The organism is Flavihumibacter cheonanensis (genome assembly GCF_022352215.1).
GTDB classification, from domain to species: Bacteria; Bacteroidota; Bacteroidia; order Chitinophagales; family Chitinophagaceae; genus Flavihumibacter; species Flavihumibacter cheonanensis.
In genome coordinates, this window is the sequence record NZ_JAKRWF010000001.1 from 1514807 (window position 1) to 1529608 (window position 14802).

At 45.1% G+C, this 14802-nt stretch carries 8 protein-coding genes; 4 read left to right on the forward strand and 4 right to left on the reverse strand.

Going from position 1 to position 14802, the window contains the following annotated elements; translation table 11 throughout:
- Positions 1–6 precede the first annotated feature (6 nt).
- Together MD536_RS06750 and MD536_RS06755 are read right to left on the reverse strand one after the other, a co-directional pair.
- Complete coding sequence (locus MD536_RS06750; protein ID WP_239597003.1) at positions 7–1233, reverse strand: peroxiredoxin family protein; 1227 nt, start codon at positions 1231–1233, stop codon at positions 7–9.
- A 62-nt stretch (positions 1234–1295) separates the two neighbouring features.
- Positions 1296–2243 (reverse strand): NAD-dependent epimerase/dehydratase family protein, encoded by a 948-nt coding sequence (locus MD536_RS06755; RefSeq protein WP_239597004.1) that lies wholly within the window; start codon positions 2241–2243, stop codon positions 1296–1298.
- Between the two features lie 130 nt (positions 2244–2373).
- On the opposite strand from MD536_RS06755, the gene kdsA reads away from it, so the two are divergent.
- Both kdsA and MD536_RS22045 read left to right on the forward strand, forming a co-directional pair.
- Positions 2374–3192 carry a 3-deoxy-8-phosphooctulonate synthase gene (kdsA, locus tag MD536_RS06760; protein ID WP_239597006.1) on the forward strand — a complete coding sequence of 273 codons (819 nt, stop codon included), beginning with the start codon at positions 2374–2376 and terminating at the stop codon, positions 3190–3192.
- Positions 3193–3399: 207 nt separating this feature from the next.
- On the forward strand, positions 3400–8157 hold the full coding sequence (locus MD536_RS22045) for a translocation/assembly module TamB domain-containing protein (RefSeq protein WP_239597007.1): 4758 nt from the start codon (positions 3400–3402) through the stop codon (positions 8155–8157).
- 63 nt (positions 8158–8220) lie between these two features.
- Here the strand turns inward: MD536_RS22045 and MD536_RS06770 are convergent, their stop codons facing one another.
- Positions 8221–9414, reverse strand: a complete 1194-nt coding sequence (locus MD536_RS06770) for a bifunctional 3,4-dihydroxy-2-butanone-4-phosphate synthase/GTP cyclohydrolase II (protein ID WP_239597009.1) — start codon at positions 9412–9414, stop codon at positions 8221–8223.
- A gap of 166 nt (positions 9415–9580) precedes the next feature.
- Here MD536_RS06770 and MD536_RS06775 point away from each other — a divergent pair, with 166 nt between their 5' ends.
- Positions 9581–12814 carry a TonB-dependent receptor gene (locus MD536_RS06775; protein ID WP_239597011.1) on the forward strand — a complete coding sequence of 1078 codons (3234 nt, stop codon included), beginning with the start codon at positions 9581–9583 and terminating at the stop codon, positions 12812–12814.
- 83 nt (positions 12815–12897) lie between these two features.
- Here MD536_RS06775 and MD536_RS06780 read toward each other — a convergent pair whose 3' ends face one another.
- Complete coding sequence (locus MD536_RS06780) at positions 12898–13725, reverse strand: alpha/beta hydrolase (protein ID WP_239597013.1); 828 nt, start codon at positions 13723–13725, stop codon at positions 12898–12900.
- A 104-nt stretch (positions 13726–13829) separates the two neighbouring features.
- On the opposite strand from MD536_RS06780, the gene MD536_RS06785 reads away from it, so the two are divergent.
- On the forward strand, positions 13830–14792 hold the full coding sequence (locus MD536_RS06785; protein WP_239597016.1) for an ATP-grasp domain-containing protein: 963 nt from the start codon (positions 13830–13832) through the stop codon (positions 14790–14792).
- The last annotated feature ends 10 nt before the right edge of the window (positions 14793–14802 follow it).

The following is a 14802-nucleotide window of genomic DNA, read 5'->3' on the forward strand; positions in this document are numbered from 1 at the left end:
CACCTTTTATTCTCCCAATAAGCTGTTCACTGTTTCTTCAAACTCCTTCACATACTTCGTGTGTTCTTCTCCGGTAGCCGGACCAAAAAATCCACTGTGCACTTTTTTGATGGAGCCATCTTTGCCAACAAAGATCGTTGTTGGGAAGACTTTTATTGGCGTTAACTGGGGCAATGTCTTTTCGGTACGAAGTGTATCCGAACTGGTAACACCGGTAATTAACATGGGATATCCCACATTGAACCGATCTTTAAACTTACGAAGGCTTGCACGTGAACGATTCATATCGGTACTATATTCATAAGCCAGGGAAACGACTTCAAGCCCCCGCCCTTTATGTTGCTCATAATACCTGCTTAAAAATCGGGTCTCATCCATACAATTCGGACACCAGGAACCCATGATCTGAATCACTACCACTTTATTCTGAAAGCGGGGATCTCGTATACTCACAGTCTTTCCTTCCAGATCAGTAAAACTGAATTGCAAAGGCGGTGCATCCGGGCGAACATGTACCTGGATGCCATCAACCGGAAGACTGGCTGCTTCATTCCGGATGGCAGAAAATGCTTCCACATGTTTTGGTCCGGAGTAAAAATAGCCGCCATCCAGCTGATTTTCAGAACGGATATGTGCTGAAAAAACATAGGCATGGCTGCCATCAAAAGTGCTTAGGAACATACTATCGCCGCGAACAATACCTTCCAGGTAGCGGTAATCGCCCGAAGGTGCCAGGATGGTTCCGGTGAGATAGGAACCTTTTTGTTCAAGCTGCGCAACTGCCGGACGTGGACTCCCATCCGGACGAATGATGGTCATTTCCCATTTCCCTGAAAGAGTACCTATTGGTGCAGCTCCAGGCTGAAAGCGATCTTTTATACCCGGCCTGGCAATCATTGGCATTACTGATAAAACAGTACTCGTACCCTTTTTCCACTCTCCCTTCAATGAACCATCCTTTTGAATTTGAAGGAAAAAAGCAGACTCAAAAAAAGGCAAATCAATTAAAACGGAATCCCCTTTGCGCTGAATATTGCGGACCTCCAGTCGCTCTGTTGCATTGAGAATTGTCATTACCGCTTTCCCCTTTTCATACCTCCATTCAAAATTGAAAACAATAGGCAAACCTGCTTCACGCAACAATTCTGCCTTCCAGGTACCCGCTTTTATGGTTTGTGCCCGCCCGATGAATCCAGTCAAACTAATGAGTACTATTCCAATAAGTTTTCGCATAGTGCTGTATTCTAACCGGCAATTTACGCCAGTCAGCTGGTTTACCTTCGATTTTAACAAGCCTACTCAGCTTTCAGATTGGTCAGCATATCAGCGGTCATACGCTTGAGATCGAAATCCTGTTGCCAGCCCCAATCTCTTCTTGCAATGTAATCATCAATGCTCTGTGGCCAGGAATCGGCTATTGCTTGCCGGTAGTCAGGTTCATATCGCATGCCAAAATGCGGGATATGTTCCTGGATCGCTGCAGCAATTTCCCGGGGAGAAAAACTCATGGCGGAAACATTATACGATGTACGTACGGTGATTTTTTCTGCCGGCGCCTCCATGAGTTCAATGGTTGCCTTGATAGCATCTGGCATATACATCATAGGCAGATAGGTATCTTCCTTGAGGAAGGAGGTATAGTTCCCCTCTTCCAGGGCTTCGTGAAAAATTTCAACCGCGTAGTCGGTAGTACCTCCACCTGGGGCGGATTTATAGCTGATCAGTCCGGGGTAACGCAAACTTCTCACATCTACTCCCCAGCGCTGGTGGTAATAATTACACCAGAACTCACCGGCATATTTGGAGATGCCATATACGGTTGTAGGTTCAATAATGGTATACTGCGGGCAATTCTGTTTGGGGGAAGTTGGCCCGAATACCGCAATGGATGAAGGCCAGTAAACTTTCGTCAGCTTTTCTTCCCGCGCGATATCCAGCACATTTAACAAACTTTGCATATTCAGATGCCAGGCCAGGTTGGGATTCTTTTCGCCCGTTGCCGAAAGGATCGCGGCAAGCAGATAAATCTGGGTAATATTCTGGCGGATCACCAGCACATGTAACATCTCTTTGTTCAGGGCATCAATTGATACATAGGGACCAGTCCCCTTCAGCAATTCATTTTCTTCCCGAAGGTCTGAGGCCAGTACATTATTGTTTCCGTAAATTTTTCTCAGCGCCAGGGTTAGTTCCACACCGATCTGTCCACAGGCACCAATTACCAATATTTTTTCTTTCGTCATAGCAAGCAAAATTTCGGTTGCAAACCTACATACAAATCGCTTTGCTTTATCAACCAGCGCAATCGTTTCCCGTCCGGTGCCATCCGCCGCGGCGGAGTGGAAGGGTGAAAGGAACCCTTATCTTTGCAGGATGGAAAAATTTCTGCAAGACCTGTTCAAGGGACAATCCTACGACGAAAAAAACTTTTTTCTGATTGCCGGCCCATGTGTTATTGAAAGCGAAGAACTGCTCAGCGAAGTAGCAGAAAAAGTAAAAGCCATCTGTACAAACCTCGGCATCCCCTATATTTTCAAATCATCGTACCGAAAGGCGAACCGAACAAGTGCCAGTTCCTTCACCGGACTGGGAGACGAACTCGGATTAGATTTGCTACATAAAACAGGTCAACGTTTCCAACTGCCTACCACCACCGATATCCATGCCCACGATGAAGCTGCCCCTGCAGCCAAATTCGCGGATGTACTCCAGATACCTGCCTTCCTTTGCCGGCAAACCGACCTGTTAATCAGCGCTGCCGAAACGGGTAAAATCATCAATGTGAAAAAAGGTCAGTTCCTGAGCGGTCCGGCTATGAAGTTTGCAGTGGAAAAAATCAGGCAGGCCGGAAACGATAAAATCATCCTGACGGAAAGAGGCACCACCTTCGGCTACCAGGACCTGGTGGTGGATTACCGCAATATTCCCTGGATGAAGGAACACGGTGTACCAGTGGTAATGGATTGCACCCATAGCCTACAGCAACCCAACCAGACTTCCGGTGTAACGGGGGGAAATCCTCAATTGATTGGCACCATCGCCAAAGCCGCTCTGGCAGCCGGGGCAGATGGTCTTTTCATCGAAACACATCCAAATCCGGCAGTTGCCAAAAGCGATGGAGCCAATATGTTGAAACTGGACCTGCTGGAAAATTTGCTGACCACCCTGGTAAAGCTACGAAAGGCCCTCTAAGCCCTTTCAACAGATGATAAGACCAGGTTAAGAATTAAACCTCGTCCCGGGTATACCAGTCTCATCCAGTAATTTCGTTCAATGGTCACATTCTTCTGAGAAGGATGCCGTTGAATAGTTAATTTTACAGATAATACCCAATTCCTGAAACGAGTATTCAAAATAACCGGTTATCTAATCCTGTCGCTTCTGCTATTGGTGGTGCTGGTGTATTTTCTCCTGCAGGTATCTTTCGTCCAGAATTATATTGCCAGGCACGCAGCCAACCGGTTGTCGCGGGCACTTAAAACCGAGGTTAAAGTGGATCATATCGACCTCGAATTTTTCAACACCCTTTCGCTGAACGGCACCCTGGTAAGGGATCAGCAGAAAGATACGCTGCTGTATGCCGGCGCCCTCAAGGTAAATATTACCGACTGGTTTTTTGTGAAAGACAAGGTGGAACTCACGTATATCGGGCTGGAAAACACCCTGATCGATCTGCACCGGGTGGATTCGGTATGGAATTACCAATTTCTAGCTGATTATTTTGCTGCTCCCCCCAGTCAGAAAAAACAAAACCCAATCCAGTTATCGGTACAGGAAGTATCGTTGAAAAACATAAGATTGCTGCAGCGGGATGAATGGCGGGGAGAAAACCTGGGACTATCGCTTCAATCGCTCGATCTCCAGGCTGAAGTGTTTGACCTGATCAATAAAAACATCCAGGTAAAAAACCTGTCCATCGTTCAGCCCATTTTTTCCATTTACAACTACGATGGAAACCGGCCACCCAGGCCTCGTATGGCTAGCCCCCCTCTTCCTCCGAACGATCCCGAAAACCTGAGATGGAACCCGGGAAAATGGTCGCTGGGCATCCGCAACCTGACCATCCGGAATGGTACCCTTAAGAACGATATTGAAACCGAACGAGCTCCCTACTACTATTTTGACGGCGCACATTTCCAGTTCAGCCAGATCAACAGCCAGATCAGTGATATCAAACTCGTAAACGACACTTTCAGCGGCAATGTTCAAATTGCAACCAAAGAGAGATCCGGCTTTGAAGTAAAAAAATTAAAAGCCCTTATGCGCTTCCACCCGGAGGCGATGGAGTTCCGTCAACTGGACATACGCACGCCTAAAAGTTATCTGAGGAATTATTATGCCATGCGCTATGATACGTTTGACGACATGAGTGCATTTATAGACAGTATCCGGCTGGAGGGCAATTTCACAGATGCCATTATTCACAGCGATGATATCGCCTACTTTGCCCCTGAACTGGCAAACTGGAATACCCGGATCAACCTGAGTGGAAAGGCATCGGGTACCATCAGTCATCTGGAAGGCAAAAAAGTAATCGCAAAAGCAGGTAATAATACCTACCTGAACGGAGACTTTGTATTGAAAGGCCTGCCCGACATTAAAAAATCATATCTCGATGTAACAGTTCGGGATTTTAATGCCAGCTATACAGATGTAGCACAATTCTTTCCAATTATCAAAACGATCAACGAACCCCGGCTGGATCGGCTTGGCTTTTTAAAATTCAAAGGCAGCTTCACCGGATTCCTGACTGATTTTGTAACCTATGGCACCATCGAAACCGCATTGGGCACCCTTGCCACCGATGTAAATATGAAATTCCCTGATAAAGGTGCACCCATGTATGAAGGGACCATACAAACAGAAGAATTTAATCTTGGGCAATTTATAGGGAACAACATGCTGGGTTCTTTTGGTGTTGAAGGTGACATTAAGGGAAGAGGATTTACACTACAAACACTGGACGCAGGATTGAAAGGCTACATTCCCTTTATTGTGTACAATGGGTATGAGTACCGGGATATCGAAATAGACGGAAAATTCGCCAAGCGGCTGTTTAATGGAAATGTAGCGGTAAACGATGAACACCTGGAAGCAAAACTAAAGGGACTGGTTGACTTGTCAGGCGAAATACCCCGTTTCGATTTTAGTGCCCTGGTAGTGAATGCGAATCTGCGCAGGATGAAATTTTCGAAAGAAGAACTGGATTTCAATGGCACTTTCAACGTGAATTTTTCAGGTAGCAATATTGACAATTTCCTGGGATCGGCCCGAATTTCCGATGCTTCCGTATATAACAATGGACAACGAATTTCCTTTGACAGCCTCTATGTTGAAAGCAGTTTGCAGGAAAGCGGAAATAAAACCATCAGCGTGCGTTCCAACGAATTTGAAGGCATACTTGCCGGAAAATTCAATATCTCTTCCTTACCTGATGCCTTTCAGACCTTTCTCAACCGCTATTATCCCAGTTATATTGCAGCTTCGAAAACAACAGTGGACAATAACTTCAGCTTTTTTATCACTACGCGCAAAGTGGATGATTACCTGAGTTTGCTGGATAAACGACTCAAAGGATTTAATAACTCAACCATCAACGGGCAGCTCAATACCAAAGAAAACATCTTTGATGTAGACGCCGAAATCCCGGAATTCGGGTATAATAAACTTAGCTTTTACGATGTAAAATTCAAAGGCCGGGGAAATTTTGATTCGCTTGCAGTAAATACCACCGTTGGAGATATCCAGGTAAATGACAGCCTGCATTTCCCGGGATCGGTTGTGAATATCAGTGCCAGCAATGATCTTTCCAAAGTTTCTATTCAAACCAGTGCCAACCAGACGCTGAACCGTGCTTCGATTGCCGGTGAAGTGCAAACATTAAAAAATGGTATTCGGGTGCAGTTTTATCCATCCAGTTTTGAAATCAACGAGAAACCCTGGATCATTGATGATGGAGGTGAAATCATCCTGAGTAAGGAACTTGTTACAACGGAAGGTGTTCGGATTTATAGTGAAGACCAGGAAATCCTGTTAAGCTCTGCTCCTTCCTCTATTGGTAAGGGTAATGATCTGAAAGTGGAATTGAAGAAAATCAATATTGGCGATTTCGCGCCCTTCTTTGTAAAATCAAACCGGTTGGAAGGATTGCTTACCGGGGAGATTGAACTTATTGATCCGTTCAGCAACCTGCAGGTGGATGCCGTAGCGAAAGCAGAACAATTTCGCCTTGATAATGATTCCATAGGTGTGCTGGATCTGAGCAGTACCTATTCCAGCAAGTCGGGCAAGGTTACTTTTAAAACCATTTCGCTGAACGAGAATTACAATTTTGATGTAGCCGGACTGGTAAACACAACAGACAGCTTATCAGACCAGGTTGATATAACGGCAAAGCTTAGTCGAACCAAGATCAGCTTGTTGCAACAATACCTGACAGGCATATTTGAAAAGCTGGATGGCCATGCAACCGGTCAATTAAGAATTGTTGGTAAAGGAAACAATCTAAAATACCTGGGGGATGTAAGTTTAAATGAAGCAGGATTACTGGTCGATTATACAAAAGTCTACTATAAAATTCCTGCAGCACAGATCAAGTTTACAGATGGACAAATAGATTTTGGCAAGTTTGTATTGCAGGATACTTTAGGAAACAAAGGAGAACTGACTGAAGGAAAACTCTATCATAATAATTTCAATGACCTCGCATTTGATTTTTCGGTAAAGACCAATAAGCTGCTGTTACTGAATACCACTTCTGCCGACAACAGTCTTTTTTACGGTAATGTTATTGGTCGCGCCAACATGAAATTCAGCGGTCCGATGTACGATATGCAGATGGAGATTAGCGGAGAGCCGACAGACAGCAGCAATTTATACATCGCAACGGAATCGAGCCGTCAGAATGCAGAAGCGGATTTCATAGTATGGAAAGAATATGGTAAGGAAATGACACCTTACAAACCCTATGACCGCGAATCCAATTTTACTGTTTCACTTGATATCAGGGCAAATAATTTGGCGGTTGTAAACATGATTATTGATGAAGCAACCGGTGATATTATTACAGCAAGGGGGAATGGTAATTTAAAAATGCGGGTGGGTTCCAAGGAGAACCTTACTATGACAGGCAGGTATGATATCGAAAGTGGTTTTTACAATTTCAATTTCCAGGCCTGGAAGAAAAACTTTATTCTGTTGCCGGAGCGGAATAATTATATAAGCTGGAATGGTGACCCTTACGAAGCAACTTTAAAGATTGATGCCTTGTATTCGGCAAACAATGTGAAGTTCAGCGACCTCCTTAGCAGTGGGGGATTTGGTATCAATGACCCGAACGTAACCCAGTATCGTGGTACAGTTAACATCATTGCCAACATCACCGAAAAATTATCACAACCCAAAATCCGCTTCCGGATTGAGTTGCCGGCGAATAGTCCGTTGCGGAACAATTACCAGGCAAGTACGCTTTTCAAGATCATCCAGGAAGATGAGAACGAATTGAATAAACAGGTATCCTACCTGATTTTGTTTAATAATTTTGGTCCGCTGACTGCCGTTGGCAGCCTGCAGAACAACAGTGCATCTTTCGCCAATACCGCGTTTGAAAGCCTGGTAGTGAGCAGCATATCCGGCTTTTTATCCAGTGTTTTATCGAACGAATTCTCCAAAATTCTGCAGAATGTATTCAACGATAAAAGTCTGAAGCTGAACATGAATGCCGCCTTATACAGCGGAACCAATCTTACCGGGCAATCGAATACACAGATCTTGTTACCAGACCGGACCAATATTAATCTTAGCCTGGCAAAAAGTTACCTGAATGAACGACTCACGTTTATGGTGGGTAGTGCGATCGATTTCGGTATCAATTCAAGGCAATCGGCCACTTTCCAATTCCTGCCGGATGTATCTGCGGAATACAAACTGACCCCGGACGGCAAATTCCGGATCACGTTTTTCTATCGTAACAACTGGAGTTATGCTTACCAAAGTGCGCTACAGCGTTCCGGCGTCGGACTTTCTTACCGTAAAGAATTTGATCGTATCTGGGAACTATTCCGCAGAAAGAAGAAAAAGAAAACGGAAGAACTTCCCGAAGAAGACAGCATGGAAGAGGTGAAACGTCAGACGTCAGAAGTGAGACGAGAAAATTGAGACTTGAAATCGATCCTACCTCCTCCTTTATCCTTTCTCACGTCTCACATCTCACGTTTCACATCACAGTTTGTGTCCCAGCTTATCCCGCTTGGTTTGCAAATACCGTTCGTTGTGCGGGTTGGGATTTACACGAATGGGAACCGTATCGACAATTTCAATACCATAGCCCATTAATCCGGCTCTCTTCTTGGGATTATTACTGATCAGCTTCAATTTGGAGATTTGCAGGTGACGAAGTATCTGGGCTCCTACACCGTAATCGCGTTTGTCCATCGGGAAGCCAAGATGGAGATTGGCCTCCACGGTATCCATGCCTTCTTCCTGTAGTTTGTAGGCCCGGAGTTTGTTCATCAGGCCAATACCCCTTCCCTCCTGGTTCATGTATAATACAACCCCTTTGCCTTCAGTTTCCACCAGTTGAAGCGCCTTGTGCAACTGCTCGCCACAATCGCAGCGCAGGGAACCGAGAATATCACCGGTAAAACAACTGGAATGTACCCGAACCAGAACCGGCTCATCCTTTTCCCATTCACCCTTGATCAATGCTATGTGTTCGTTATTGGTATGCTTCTCACGGAAGGCTACCATGGTAAAATGCCCGTATTTGGTAGGCATATCCACCCGAACCACTTCTTCAATTAAGGTATCACGCTTCAGGCGGTATTCAATCAGGTCTTTTATTGAAATAATCTTGATACCAAACTTTTTGGAGATCCCGAGCAGTTGAGGCAGACGGGCCATGGTACCATCTTCGTTCAGGATTTCCACCAGTACACCGGCGGGTTCGCATCCGGCCAAGCGGGCCAGGTCGATGGTAGCTTCCGTATGGCCGGCGCGGCGCAACACACCTCCTTTTTTAGCTTTAAGGGGGAAAATATGACCCGGACGACCCAGTTCTTCGGGGCGTGTTTCCGGATTGATAAGCGCCTGGATCGTTTTGGCCCGATCGTGCGCGGAAATACCGGTAGTACAGCCATATCCGAGAAGGTCCACCGATACAGTGAAAGCAGTTTCATGCAAAGCGGTATTGCTGCTGACCATCATATCGAGTTTGAGCTCTTCACAGCGATCTTCTACCAGGGGGGCGCATATCAGTCCCCGGCCTTCTTTGCTCATAAAATTGATCACTTCCGGGGTCACGTGGCGGGCGGCGATTACAAAATCACCCTCATTTTCACGGTCTTCGTCGTCCACCACAATCAGCATCTTACCTTCCCTGAAATCTTCAATGGCACTTTCGATACTATCCAGCATATACCAAATTTTGGCAAAGCTACGGTAAAGACATCATAAGGTTATTATTAGAGAATATATGCAACTTATCAAGGTAAACCGGTAGGTTACAATTTGTTAACATTATCTAAATAACATAATAGAATTATTCAGTTTCTTTGCAGCAAAATTGTAAAACACACACATTATGCTTTTGAAGAGAATTGTACGACTGGTATGCCTTTTAGTGGCATTCACGGTCAGCGCAACGGCTCAGGTTACAACCAGTAGCATGAGCGGCTCCGTAAAAACGGCAACAGGTGAACCTCTGGTGGGTGCTTCCGTAACTATCACACACGTTCCAACCGGAACCGTGTATACGGCAGTAACCAGAACAGGTGGCCGCTATGACTTAGCTAACATCAATACAGGCGGACCCTACAAAATCCAGGTTTCTTTTGTTGGATTTCAGTCGGCAACCCGTGAAGACGTATTTGTGAATCTGGGTGAAACTGAAACCCAGAACTTTACCCTTTCTGATACGCAGCAGCAACTTACAGAAGTAGTAGTTGCCGCCCGTGCAAGGGCTCGTGAAACTGGGAAAGGTGGCGCAGAAACCTCTATCGGTCGCGATAAAATGGCCAACCTTCCAACTGTAGGCCGTAATATTTCCGACTTTCTTCGTTTTATTCCTCAGGCAAAAGTTACCGGTGATGGTGGTATTGCAATTGCTGGTCAGAACAATCGTTACAACTCCTTTTATATCGACGGAGCTGTGAATAACGATGTTTTTGGTCTGTCTGCAAGTGGTACCAACGGTGGCCAAACCGGAGCTCCTCCCATTTCAATTGACGCGATTGACCAGTTCCAGGTTGTTGTTAGCCCTTATGATGCGAGCCTTGGTAACTTCACCGGTGGTGGTATCAATGCGATTACCCGTAGCGGTACCAACGAAACAACCGGAAGTATCTATTATTTCTTCCGTAATCAAAGCCTGAGTGGAAAAACTCCGGGTGGTGCAAAAGAAGACGCAACCAGACTGAGCGACTTCTCCAACAAAACTTATGGTTTCCGTATTGGTGGTCCAATCATTAAAAACAAACTCTTTTACTTCCTGAATGCTGAAATGCAGCGTGATGAACGTCCGCAGCCTTTTTCTTTCAGTGATTACCAGGGTTCGTTGACAGAAAACGATCTTGCTACACTCACTACCTTCCTGCGTAACAACTACAACTACGATCCGGGAGGTTACCTGAACAACCCTGAAAAAGTAACCGCTGATCGTATTACAGCTAAGGTAGACTGGAATATGAATGCTAAAAACAAACTGAGTGTCAGCTACCGGTACAACAACGCTGAGCGTTACAACACCAGCCGTAGTGCTAACCAGTCGATCAACTTCTACAACAACGGTTACATATTCCCGAGCAAAACGAATTCATTGTCTTTAGAATTGAACAGCCGTTTCAAAAGAAGCAGCAACAATCGATTGTTGATCACCTATACTGGTGTAAAAGACGACCGTGGTCCTCTTGGTGGCGCATTCCCAAGAGTGCGAATCCGGGATGGTGCATCCAGCCTGTTCTTTGGAACGGAAGAGTTTTCCACTGGTAACCTCTTAACCCAGGACAACGTAGCAATTTTTGATGTATTCAAAATGTACAAAGGTAGGCATACGATTTCCATTGGAACTGACAACGAATACAGCAAATCGTATAACGTATTCATCCGCCAGAACTATGGTTCTTATGATTTCCCGAACCTACAAACTTTCCTCGATGGTGGTAATGCAACTACCTATAACCGTTCCTATTCCCTGGTTGACCCAGGCGTAACCGGTGATAAAAGTGAAAACGCTGCTGCGGTATTTGCCACCTTACGTTTAGGTTTCTTCATCAACGATGAAATCAAGGTTACAGACAATTTCACACTGAACCTGGGTCTCCGTGCTGATAACACCATCTTCCTGGATGATCCCCGTACGGATAATTTCTTCAATGATACAGCTGCTGCTGCTATCAGCCAGCACTATGATCTGAGAGGTGCCCGTAGTGGAAAGATTTCTAATCCAAAATGGTCGCTCAACCCAAGAATCGGATTTATTGGTAAACTTCCGGATGAAGGAGTTACCATTCGTGGTGGTGTAGGTCTGTTTACTGGCCGTGTTCCCCTGGTATGGCCTGGTGGCGTTTACAACCAGAACGGTGTTAGTATCGCTGGTTTGAACGGATCTAATCTGGCATTCCGTCCGGATCCATTTGATCAATACACCCTTTCTGATCTGGGACTGAGTGCCCGTCTGCCATCAGGTGAAGTGAACCTGATTGCTGAAGATTTCAGAATGAATAAGGTTGTACGTGCCTCCTTAGCTGTTGACAAAGAACTCGGCAAAGGCTGGAAATTCACAGTTGAAGGCATTTACACTAAGAATATCAACGAAATCGCCTATCAGAATGTAAACATCCTTCCTCCTTCAGCACAGTCTGCTGGTGCAGATTCACGTAATGTATATGCATTGAGTGGTTCTTTCCCAGCTCCCATACCAATGCGTTCAAATGGATCAAATCCATATACAGGAGTTTATCTTTTGTATAACAACGACGGACCCAAAGGATATTCTTACAACTTCACAGCTACTATTGATAAAGCATGGAGAAATGGTTTTGCTTTCAATGCGAGCTATGTATATGGAAACTCCATCGTACTGAATGAAGGAACCAGTTCCCAAAACAGTTCTCAGTGGAGATTCATGGAAACAGTAAATGGCCGTAACAACATGGTTAGAAGTATCAGTGATTTTGACATTGCTCACCGTATCTACGCATATGCTGCGAAAAAAATCACTTATGCGAAAAAGCACCTGGCCACTACTTTTACTCTGGCATACAACGGTCAGAGCGGATCTCCGTTCAGTTATGTAATGAGCCGTGGTATGGTTCGTGATTTTGACAACAACGAAGATAATGACCTGATCTATGTTCCCCGTAACAGCAGTGAAATCGTATTCGTTCAGAATGGCAACCAGACTCCGGATCAACAGTGGGCTGCATTCAACGATTATATTGAAAATGACAGTTACCTGAAAAGCCGTCGTGGTCAGTATGCAGAAAGAAATGCTGCTCGTCTGCCTTTCACCCATGTGATCGACCTGAAAATCCAGCAGGATTTCAACATCCGTATTTCAAAGAAAACCTACCAGATTCAGGTTACTTACGATGTATTCAACTTCACCAACATGCTGAACCGTGAATGGGGTCGTACCTGGTTTGCATCTAACGACAACTATCGTTTGCTCGATTTTGCCGGTTACAGAAGCGCTACCGACCTTACTCCGACTTTCCGTTATACTGCTCCCAGAGACGGAAAACCATATACCATCAGCGATGGCGTATTTAACAGCAGCAGATGGAGCAGCCAGTTGGGTGTTCGTCTGAACTTCTAACAGCTTAGTAATTTTACAACATATAAAAGGCTGTCTCACAAAATGTGGGACAGCCTTTTTCTTTTTAGAAAAATTCCTTTTGCTCAGCCTGCAAAGGCCCAGTCCAGAAATACGGGCATTGCTTTACCCCAGGTAGCCACATCGTGACGTCCATCGGGTAATTCCAGGTAATACATATCGGAAGCGCGGTTATATCCTTTTCTTTCCAGTTCTGTCATCAATCCGAGTGTATCATCAATAGAATCAATGATACCATTCCCGTTGCGATCATTGGTTTCATCAAGAGTACCCGTGCAAAAGAAAAACTTCAGCCAGGGAGCATAGTTACCTTTTCTTACCAGGTCATGCATAATGCGATGTTTATCATCATCGTATTCAGGCTCCGTCTGATCAAGCATTCTCCACCAGAGTGAACCTGAAAAAACACCCACTTTGGTAAATTCATGGGGATGCGCCCAAACAATATCCAGTGCTGATAAACCACCCAGGCTAAATCCGGCAAATACTTTTTCACTGAATTCAGGATATCCCAGTTCCAGCCGGATGGTTGGCAATAATTCTTCGAAAACAAATTTCGTGTAAGCAGCTGCTTTAGCACCCCTGCCCAGGTAATCCGGAACAGCGGCCGTACCGTACTCCATTTTACGATCAGTACCCGCATGCATAGCAACCGCAATAAGCGGAATGCTTCCCTTACGTTGAAGGAACTCCCTAAACACTTCGATCCAGTTCATGGTAGCCATGTCCTGACCATCATTAATTAACAGCAAGGCAGGGCGCTGGTGTTTTTCCAGGAATCCGGGAACATACGCGTCTACTTTTACTGTTCGATCAAGGTGTTCCGATTCAATTTCAGTAGCGATGATATCAATTGTTAAACTGGTTTTCTCCGGGGGCATCAGGTCACTCATAGCTGTTCACAATAAAATAATACAGGGCGTTGAAAATACAGGAAATTGGTGAAAAAAAAACTATATTCAGGTTCGATCTTTACCATTAACCAATTCAAATACAGATGAAGAAAATTGGCATTTTGTTTGGCCAGGAACGCAGCTTTCCCATGGCCTTCATAGAGCGTATAAATAGTAAAAACATAGACGGCATTCTTGCCGAACCCGTACGCATCGATAAAGTGATGCAGGGAGAAGCCACCGACTATGCAGTAATCATTGACCGGATTTCCCAGGATGTACCTTTTTACCGGGCTTTTCTAAAGAATGCGGCCCTCTGCGGAACAGCCGTGATAAACAACCCCTTCTGGTGGAGTGCCGATGAAAAATTCTTCAATAACTGTCTGGCAACCAAAATTGGAGTTCCGGTACCCAAAACGGTTATACTTCCTTCCAGGGATCTTCCGGCAGACACTACCGATCAATCATTCAGCAACCTGGCTTATCCGCTTGACTGGGAGGGTATTTTCAAGTATGTCGGATTTCCCGCCTATATGAAACCCTTTGCGGGGGGTGGTTGGAAAAACGTGTACAAGCTGGTGAGCATGGAAGACTTTTTTGAGAAACATGGTGAAACCGGCGAGTTGGTAATGCTCTTACAGGAGGAGATTATATTTGAAGAATACTACCGCTGTTATTGCATTGGGGGTAAATATGTGCGCATTATGCCTTATGAACCCCGCAACCCGCACCATCTCCGTTACCAGGCAGGCTTCTCTCCCAGTCCGGAACGACTCAAACAAATGGAAGAAATTGTTTTAAAAATCAATCATTATCTTGGCTATGACTTCAACACAGTGGAACTGGCAGTAAGAGATGGCATCCCATATGCGATCGATTTCTGTAATCCCGCTCCCGACGCGGAAATCAAAAGTGTAGGTGAAGACAACTTTGCCTGGGTAGTTGAAACAGCTGCCAATTACGCCATTGAAAAAGCGATGGTGCAACAGCCGGGAAAAGACAACCTGACCTGGGGCGAATACATCAAGCGCAGCGCTGCCAAAACCCCCTTAACTTCCGGATTATAAGCAATTTTTT

Bases quoted from the DNA above. Each gene is read 5' to 3' on its own strand.
- MD536_RS06750 (WP_239597003.1), bottom strand. From the start codon at position 1,233: ATGCGAAAACTTATTGGAATAGTACTCATTAGTTTGACTGGATTCATC.
- MD536_RS06785 (WP_239597016.1), top strand. From the start codon at position 13,830: ATGAAGAAAATTGGCATTTTGTTTGGCCAGGAACGCAGCTTTCCCATG.
- kdsA (WP_239597006.1), top strand. From the start codon at position 2,374: ATGGAAAAATTTCTGCAAGACCTGTTCAAGGGACAATCCTACGACGAA.
- MD536_RS06775 (WP_239597011.1), top strand. From the start codon at position 9,581: ATGCTTTTGAAGAGAATTGTACGACTGGTATGCCTTTTAGTGGCATTC.
- MD536_RS06780 (WP_239597013.1), bottom strand. From the start codon at position 13,725: ATGAGTGACCTGATGCCCCCGGAGAAAACCAGTTTAACAATTGATATC.
- MD536_RS06770 (WP_239597009.1), bottom strand. From the start codon at position 9,414: ATGCTGGATAGTATCGAAAGTGCCATTGAAGATTTCAGGGAAGGTAAG.
- MD536_RS06755 (WP_239597004.1), bottom strand. From the start codon at position 2,243: ATGACGAAAGAAAAAATATTGGTAATTGGTGCCTGTGGACAGATCGGT.